The sequence below is a fragment of the Pseudonocardia pini genome (assembly GCF_013870575.1).
Classification (GTDB): Bacteria; Actinomycetota; Actinomycetes; order Mycobacteriales; family Pseudonocardiaceae; genus Pseudonocardia; species Pseudonocardia pini.
This window is the reverse complement of sequence record NZ_JACBXB010000175.1, coordinates 1-8,573: the sequence shown is the minus strand read 5'-3', so window position 1 is coordinate 8,573 and position 8,573 is coordinate 1. Positions and strand designations below refer to the sequence as shown.

The window sequence follows — 8,573 nt, the reverse complement described above, 5'->3', positions numbered from 1 at the left end:
CGGCGACGGTGCGGCCAGCGGCTCCTGGACCATGGGCCGGACCCCCGCCAGGGCCGGCATCAGCCCGTTCGGTCCGCTCCCGCGATCACGACGTCGGTCATGCGTCCTCCTCGGACGGCTCGGGGAGTCCGGACGAGAGCCGGTCGAGGGCCTCGACCAGCAGGGGGCCCATCGGGACCGGCGGATCGGCGCGCAGCCAGTGCTCCGTCGCCGCCCCGACCGCCGCCCCGACGGCGGCGGCCACCAGCTTCGGGTACAGGTCGCGCTCGGGATCGGTGCCGGTCCGGTCCGCGACGGCCGCGGCGAGCGTCTCCGCGGCGGTTGCGGCGGTCTTCTGCATCGCGCCGTGGAGGCCGGGCTCGGTCACCATCGCCCGCACCCCGGCGACCCACACGGGATCGGGTGCGGAGTCCGCGGCACCGAGCCCGAAGCGTGTCTCGACGGCCCGGCGGAGCGCCTCCCACAGCGGTTCGCCCGCGGGCCTGCGCCGCAGCTCGTCGGCGATCTGCAGGCTGCGCTCGAGGTGCCGGTCGGCGACGGCGTCGGCCAGGGTGGCGAAGTAGTTGCGGAAGGTGCGTTCGGAGACCCCGGCCTCCTCGGCGACGTCCTCGACCCGGACCCCGGCGATCCCGCGCTCGACGACGAGGCGGATCGCCGCCCAGCTCAGCGCCCTGCGGGTCTCGAGTTTCTTGCGTTCCCGGAGGCCGACCACGGCTCCACGCTACGAAGATTCTGCCGGATCGGCAAAAATGCGGCTGAGGAAACTTCAGAGCAGTGCTCTTGACTGGTCGGGGGCGGCGGAGGTTCACTGTTCTCAAGCGAGAGCACTGCTCACAAAGGAGTTCACGATGACCACGCGCTACCTGGTCCCGCAGGCCGTCGACGCCCGCTTCAACCGCATGGTCGCCGCCCTCGCCCGGCGCGGCGTCAGCCTGATGGGCAGCCGGGTCCTGGCCGTGCGCGGCCGGAAGTCGGGGGAGTGGCGGACCACGCCGGTGAACCTGATGACGGTCGACGGCGTGCGCTACCTCGTCGCGCCGCGCGGGCACACCCAGTGGGTCCGCAACATCCGGGCGGCGGGTGGGGGTGAGCTGCGGCTGGGGCGGCGGGTCGAGCCGATCACCGTGACCGAGCTGGCCGACGCCGACAAGCCGCCCGTGCTGCGCTACTACCTGCGGAAGTGGGCGTGGGAGGTCGGCCGCTTCTTCGAGGGTCTCGGCAAGGACGCGACCGACGAGGAGCTGCTCGAGGTGGCACCGGGCTTCCCCGTGTTCCGCATCGGCTGAGCACTGCGGCGCCTGGAAGCTGTCCGGTGCCGGTGGGGGCTCCCCAGTCCACCGGCACCGGTGTCCAGTCCAACGCGGCGAGGGCCCAGGAGTTTCGGTCCGACCCCCACAAGTCCCACCAGTCACGCCGAACGTGGGAGATCACGCGCTGATCGGTCATTCGTCGCGGTGCGGCGGTCGCCGTCGCCCCGACCCCCGACGGCCGCGCGGCACCGACCGCAGAGCGCCCGACGCCGCCAACCGGACAACCGGGAGGCAACCGGCCACGAGCCCGGCGGGGGTCGCGGTCGGGCTGGCGCGGCGAGCAGCAGGGTGTACGGCCGCACCCTGGATGCCTGACCCGTTGTGCACGTTTCGTGCTCTCAGCGCGGCAAGATCGCTGGTTGCGTGCGGGGAGTGCTGTCACGGCCGCGCTGAGAGCACGAAACGTGCAGCCGGCCCGCCGGCCCACGCCATGATCGGCGTTACCGTGCTGTCAGCGCTGTGGTCGCGACGCTGAGTGCACCTAGATCGCGATCATGCAGCGCTGAGAGCACGAAACGTGCGATCTTGTACCGCCCCAATCCCCCAGAAAACACGAACGGGCACCCCCTAGGGAGTGCCCGTTCGTCACGCGGATCCGCAGCTCAGGCGATCTGGCGGTCCGTGGGGTTGATCGGGCGGGGGAGGACCTCCCGGCCGGTCAGGAAGTGGTCCACACCCGAGGCCGCGGAACGGCCCTCGGCGATCGCCCACACGATCAGCGACTGCCCGCGGCCCGCGTCGCCCGCGACGAACACGCCCTCGACGCTGGACATGTAGGAGTCGTCCCGCGAGACGTTGCCGCGCTCGTCGAGCTCCACGCCCAGCTCGTCGAGCAGGCTGCCCTTCTCCGGCCCGACGAAGCCCATCGCCAGCAGGACCAGGTCCGCCGGGATCTCCTTCTCGGTGCCCTCGATGGCCTCGAAGCCCTTGTCGCCGCGCTTGACCTCGACGAGCCGCAGCGCCTTGACCTTGCCGGTGCCGTCGTCGACGAACTCGGTGGTGTTCACCGAGAACAGCCGCTCGCCGCCCTCCTCGTGCGCCGAGGAGACCCGGTAGACCATCGGGTACGTCGGCCAGGGCATGCCCTCGGTGCGGTGCTCCGGGGGCGTGGGCATGATCTCGAGCTGGGTGACCGACGCCGCGCCCTGCCGGTGCGACGTGCCGAGGCAGTCCGCGCCGGTGTCGCCGCCGCCGATGATCACCACGTGCTTGCCGGCGGCGGTGATCTGCGGCTCGTCGAGGTCGCCCTGCTGCACCCGGTTCGCCCAGGGCAGGAACTCCATGGCCTGGTAGATGCCCTCGAGCTCGCGGCCCGTGGCGGGCAGGTCCCGCCCGATGGTGGAGCCGATCGACAGCACGACGGCGTCGAACTCCTCGCGCAGCTGCGCGACGGTGACGTCCTCGCCGACGTCGACCGAGGCGCGGAAGTGCGTGCCCTCGGCCTGCATCTGCTCGAGCCGCCGGTCGAGCCGCGCCTTCTCCATCTTGAACTCGGGGATGCCGTAGCGGAGCAGCCCGCCGATCCGGTCCGCCCGCTCGAACACGACGACGTCGTGCCCGGCGCGGGTGAGCTGCTGTGCGGCGGCGAGGCCCGCCGGTCCGGAGCCGACGACCGCGACCTTCTTGCCGGTCTTGGTCACGGCGACGACCGGGGTGACCCAGCCCTCCTCCCAGGCCCGGTCGATGATCTCGACCTCGACCTGCTTGATGGTGACGGCGTCGTTGTTGATCGCCAGCACGCACGCCGCCTCGCACGGGGCGGGGCACAGCGTCCCGGTGAACTCCGGGAAGTTGTTGGTGGCGTGCAGCCGCTCGATCGCCTCGCGCCAGTCGTGGCGGTAGACGAGGTCGTTCCACTCCGGGATGAGGTTGCCCAGCGGACAGCCCTGGTGACAGAACGGGATGCCGCAGTTCATGCAGCGCCCGGCCTGCTTCTCCAGGTGGTCGTGCGGGAACTCCTCGTAGACCTCGCGCCAGTCCATCAGGCGCAGGTCGACCGGACGGCGCGTGGGCGTCTCGCGCTCGGTGGTCAGAAAGCCCTTCGGGTCACCCATGTGCGGCCTCCATGATCGCCGCATCGACGTCGCGGCCATCCTTCTCGGCCTGCTCGCGGGCCTGCAGCACGCGCTTGAAGTCCTTCGGCATGATCTTGCCGAAGCGCTCCACCGCGACGTCCCAGTCGGCGAGCAGGGCGCGGGCGACCGGGGAGTCGGTCTCCGCGTGGTGGGACTCGACGGCGCCGCGCAGGAACTCGCGGTCGGCGTCGTCGAGCGGGTCGATGTCGACCATCTCGGGGTTGACGCGCTTGTCCAGCACGCCGTCCTCGAGGTCGAGCACGTAGGCGCTGCCGCCGGACATGCCCGCCGCGAAGTTGCGGCCGATCTTGCCCAGCACGACCACCTTGCCACCGGTCATGTACTCGCAGCCGTGGTCGCCCACGCCCTCGACGACGGCCACCGCACCGGAGTTCCGGACACAGAACCGCTCGCCGACGATGCCGCGGATGTACATCTCGCCCGCCGTGGCCCCGTAGAGGATCACGTTGCCCGCGATGATGTTCTCCTCGGCCGCGAAGGTGGCCGACGGGTCCGGGCGCAGGACCAGCCGCCCGCCGCAGAGACCCTTGCCGAAGAAGTCGTTCGTGTCGCCGACCATCCGCAGCGTGATGCCCCGCGGCACGAACGCGCCCAGCGACTGCCCGGCCGAACCGGTCAGCGTGACGTCGATCGTGTCGTCCGGCAGGCCCTCGGCACCCCACTGCTTGGTCAGCTCGTAGCCGAGCATGGTGCCGACGGTCCGGTTGACGTTGCGCACCGGCAGGTCCAGCCGGACCTTGTCGCCGTTGCGCAACGCGCCCTCGGCGAGCTGGATCATGGTGTTGTCCAGCGCCTTCTCCAGGCCGTGGTCCTGCGCGCGGGTGCGGTGCCGGGAGGCGCCCTCGGGCAGCTCCGGCGCGTGGAAGATCGGGCGTAGGTCCAGGCCCTGGGTCTTCCAGTGGTGCACCGCGGTGTCGGTGTCGAGCATCTCGGCGTGCCCGACGGCCTCCTCGATGGAGCGGAAGCCGAGCTGCGCCAGGTACTCGCGCACCTCCTCGGCGATGAACCGCATGAAGTTGACGACGTACTCGGGCCGCCCGTCGAACTTCTCGCGCAGCACCGGGTTCTGCGTGGCCACCCCGACCGGGCAGGTGTCCAGGTGGCAGACGCGCATCATGATGCAGCCGCTCACCACCAGCGGAGCCGTGGCGAACCCGAACTCCTCGGCGCCGAGCAGGGCGGCGATGACGACGTCGCGCCCCGTCTTGAGCTGCCCGTCCGCCTGCACGACGATCCGGTCGCGCAGGTTGTTGGCCAGCAGCGTCTGCTGGGTCTCGGCCAGGCCGAGCTCCCACGGACCGCCCGCGTGCTTGATCGACGACAACGGCGACGCGCCCGTCCCGCCGTCGTGCCCGGAGATGAGCACGACGTCGGAGTAGGCCTTCGCCACGCCCGCCGCGACCGTCCCGACGCCGACCTGGCTGACCAGCTTCACGTGGATGCGGGCCTTGGGGTTGGCGTTCTTCAGGTCGTGGATGAGCTGCTTGATGTCCTCGATCGAGTAGATGTCGTGGTGCGGCGGCGGCGAGATCAGCCCGACGCCCGGCGTGGAGTGCCGGGTCGAGGCGATCCACGGGTAGACCTTGCCGCCGGGCAGCTGGCCGCCTTCGCCGGGCTTGGCGCCCTGCGCGATCTTGATCTGGATGTCGTCGGCGTTCACGAGGTACTCGCTCGTAACGCCGAAGCGGCCGGACGCGACCTGCTTGACCGCGCTGCGCCGGGAGTCGCCGTTGGGCAGCGGGAGGAAGCGCTCCGCGTCCTCGCCGCCCTCGCCGGTGTTGGAACGCCCGCCGAGCCGGTTCATCGCGATGGCCAGGGTCTCGTGCATCTCCTGGCTGATCGAGCCGTAGGAGATGGCGCCCGTGCCGAAGCGCTTGACGATGGCCTCGACCGGCTCGACCTCGTCGATCGGGACGGGCTCGCGCACGCCCTCCTTGAAGCTGAACAGCCCGCGCAGCGTCATCAGCTTCTTGGCCTGGTCGTCCACCGCGGACGTGTACTGCTTGAAGATGTCGTACTTGCCCGAGCGCGTGGAGTGCTGGAGCTTGAAGACGGTCTGCGGGTTGAACAGGTGCAGCTCGCCCTCGCGCCGCCACTGGTACTCGCCGCCGACGACGAGCGCGCGGTGGCTGGCCCGGGTGCCGTCGGCGGGGAAGGCGCGCTGGTGGTGCTTGAGCGCCTCGCCCGCGAGCACGTCGAACCCGACGCCCTCGATCCGGGACGTGGTGCCCGCGAAGCAGGTCTCGATGACCTCCTTCGACAGCCCGACGGCCTCGAAGATCTGCGCGCCCGTGTAGGAGGCGACGGTCGAGATGCCCATCTTGGACATCGTCTTCCGCACGCCCTTGCCCAGCGCCTTGACCAGGTTCTTGGCCGCGGTCTTGGCGTCCACGCCGGGGATGTCCCCGCGCTCGGCCAGGTCCTCGACCGTGGCCATGGCCAGGTACGGGTTCACCGCGGAGGCGCCGAAGCCGATCAGCAGCGCGATGTGGTGCACCTCGCGCGCGTCCCCGGACTCGACGATCAGGCCGACCCGCGTGCGGGTCCGCTCGCGCACCAGGTGGTGGTGCACCGCGCCGGTGAGCAGCAGCGACGGGATCGGCGCGTGCTCGGCGTCGATGCCGCGGCTGGACAGCACGATCAGCCGGGCGCCGTTCTGGATCGCCTCGGAGACCTCGCCGCGGATCTCCTGGAGCCGCCGCAGCAGGCCGTCGCCGCCGTCGGCCGCCCGGAAGACGCCCTTGACGGTGTAGCTCGCGAAGCCGGGCATGTCGCCGTCGTCGTTGACGTGGACGATCTTGGCCAGGTCGTCGTTCGCCAGCACGGGGAAGGGCAGCACGATGCGCCGACAGTTCGCCGGGCCCGCCTCGAGCAGGTTCTCCTCCGGGCCGAGCAGCGAGCGCAGCGAGGTGACGAGCTCCTCGCGGATCGCGTCCAGCGGCGGGTTCGTGATCTGCGCGAACAGCTGGATGAAGTAGTCGTAGATCTGCCGCGGCTTCTCGGAGATGAAGGCCAGCGGCGCGTCGTTGCCCATCGAGCCGATCGGCTCGGCGCCCGCCGAGGCCATCGGCTTGAGCAGGAGGTTCAGCTCCTCCTCGGTGTAGCCGAAGGTCTGCTGGCGCAGCGTGAGCTCCACGTGCGAGGGGGTCTCGCGCTGCCGGTCCGGGAGGTCCTCCAGCGCGATCCGGCCCGCGTGCAGCCACTCCTCGTAGGGCAGCGCCTCGGCCAGCTCGGCCTTGATCTCCTCGTCCGCGACCAGCTTCCCGGCCTCGGTGTCGACGAGGAACATGCGGCCCGGCTCGAGCCTGCCCTTGCGCACGATCCGGTCCGGCGCGACGTCGAGCACGCCGACCTCGGAGGCCAGCACGACGACGCCCTCGTCCGTGACCCAGTACCGCGCGGGCCGCAGGCCGTTGCGGTCCAGGACCGCGCCGATCCGGGTGCCGTCGGTGAACGCGACGAGCGCCGGGCCGTCCCACGGCTCCATCAGGTTGGAGTGGAACTCGTAGAAGGCACGCCGCTTGGCGTCCATCTCGGCGTGGTTCTCCCACGCCTCGGGGATCATCATCAGCACGGCGTGCGGCAGCGACCGACCGGACAGGTGCAGCAGCTCCAGCACCTCGTCGAAGGTCGCGGAGTCCGAGGCGTCCGGCGTGACGATCGGCACCAGCCGGTCCAGGTTGCCGGGCAGCTTCGACGACGCCAGCAGCGCCTCGCGGGCCTTCATCCAGTTGCGGTTGCCGCGCAGCGTGTTGATCTCACCGTTGTGCGCGACGTACCGGTACGGGTGCGCCAGCGGCCACGCCGGGAAGGTGTTCGTGGAGAACCGCGAGTGCACCACCGCCAGGGCGCTCGTGACCCGCTGGTCGGAGAGGTCCGGGTAGAAGGCCTCGACCTGCGGCTCCGCGAGCATGCCCTTGTAGACGATCGTCCGCGGGGACAGGCTGGGGAAGTAGACGCCGGTCTCGTGCTCCACGCGCTTGCGCAGGCAGAAGGTGCGCCGCTCCAGCTCGATGCCGGTGGGCGGCGGCTTCACGATGCCGGTCTCGATGCCGGCCACGAAGATCTGCCGGAAGCCGGGCATGGCCGCGAGCGCGGTGGGCCCGAGGTCGGCCTTCACCGGGTCGGTGGGCAGCTCGCGCCAGCCGAGCACGCGGAGGTTCTCCTCCGCGGCCAGCTCGTTGATCCGCGCGACGGCCTGCTCCGCGGCGGCCTCGTCCCGGGGGAGGAACGCGATGCCGGTGGCGTAGGCGCCCGCCTCGGGCAGGTCGAAGTCGACCACCTCGCGGTAGAAGGCATCGGGGACCTGGATCAGGATGCCCGCGCCGTCACCGGTGTTCTCCTCCGCGCCGCGGGCCCCGCGGTGCTCGAGGCGAAGCAGCGCGGTGAGCGCCTTCTCGACGATCGAGTGGTCGCGGCGACCCTGCAGGTCGGCGACCATCGCGACGCCACAGGCGTCGTGCTCGTGGTCGGGCGAGTAGAGCCCGCCGACCGTCGATGCCTGGCCGGGGCGGTTGCTCGTCGCAGCCAACAGCTCCTCCTGTCGTCTCGGTGCACCCCGACTTCGCATCGGGACGACGTGGACCGCGGTGGTTTCCACGGTGGTTCCACAAGGGGGTCCAGAATACAGCGATGCTCCGACGGAACGCCTGGGCTGGTCCGTTCGGGTGCATCCCGTCCGGATCGCGCCTGTCGTCTCCTGCTGGTGGTTCGGACGCACGGTTCTCGACCGGAATCCCCACGCTGGGGCCCGGCCGGGCGGCTTGCACTGTGTTGCTCACGGGGCGGGCAGCACGCTGCGTCGGGTACACACTCGCCGCGGAAAGAGTCGCACGCGACCCCCGCCCTCCGCCAGACATAGCGGCGGCCACTGCTGTGACCTGCGACGGAGCGGTGCGACCGAGATCGCTTCCGGCGGCCTTCCGGCTGGTCCGGGGCGCCCGTTCGGCTGCACCCCGCAGGGCCGACGTGATGGAGCGCACCCCCGGAAGGGGAGGGTACGACCGTGCGGGTGGACCGGGTGGTGGGCGCAGGATGAGCGCGTGGTGACAGCGGCGGTACGGACGGTGCTCGGGGCGGTCGGGCGCGTCGGTCCCTTCTTCGAGGTCTCGACCGACCCGGCGGAGGAGGTGGACCCGACCTGGCGGCCGCTGCGTGCGCTCGCGAC

At 71.2% G+C, this 8,573-nt stretch carries 4 protein-coding genes; 1 reads left to right on the top strand and 3 read right to left on the bottom strand.

Annotation, left to right across the window (positions count from 1 at the left end; all coding sequences use genetic code 11):
• Positions 1–97 precede the first annotated feature (97 nt).
• A complete protein-coding gene (locus H5J29_RS12695; protein ID WP_181781142.1) occupies positions 98–712 on the bottom strand; it encodes a TetR/AcrR family transcriptional regulator in 615 nt (204 codons plus the stop codon).
• Between the two features lie 136 nt (positions 713–848).
• Here H5J29_RS12695 and H5J29_RS12690 point away from each other — a divergent pair, with 136 nt between their 5' ends.
• On the top strand, positions 849–1,286 hold the full coding sequence (locus H5J29_RS12690) for a nitroreductase family deazaflavin-dependent oxidoreductase (protein WP_181781141.1): 438 nt from the start codon (positions 849–851) through the stop codon (positions 1,284–1,286).
• A gap of 626 nt (positions 1,287–1,912) precedes the next feature.
• Here the strand turns inward: H5J29_RS12690 and H5J29_RS12685 are convergent.
• Positions 1,913–3,364, bottom strand: coding sequence for a glutamate synthase subunit beta (locus H5J29_RS12685; protein ID WP_181781140.1), 1,452 nt, complete (start codon positions 3,362–3,364; stop codon positions 1,913–1,915).
• A complete protein-coding gene (gene gltB / locus H5J29_RS12680) occupies positions 3,357–7,937 on the bottom strand; it encodes a glutamate synthase large subunit (RefSeq protein WP_246393794.1) in 4,581 nt (1,526 codons plus the stop codon). The genes H5J29_RS12685 and gltB overlap by 8 nt, the downstream gene beginning before the upstream one ends.
• Between the last annotated feature and the right edge of the window lie 636 nt (positions 7,938–8,573).

Bases quoted from the DNA above. Each gene is read 5' to 3' on its own strand.
- H5J29_RS12690 (WP_181781141.1), top strand. From the start codon at position 849: ATGACCACGCGCTACCTGGTCCCGCAGGCCGTCGACGCCCGCTTCAAC.
- H5J29_RS12685 (WP_181781140.1), bottom strand. From the start codon at position 3,364: ATGGGTGACCCGAAGGGCTTTCTGACCACCGAGCGCGAGACGCCCACG.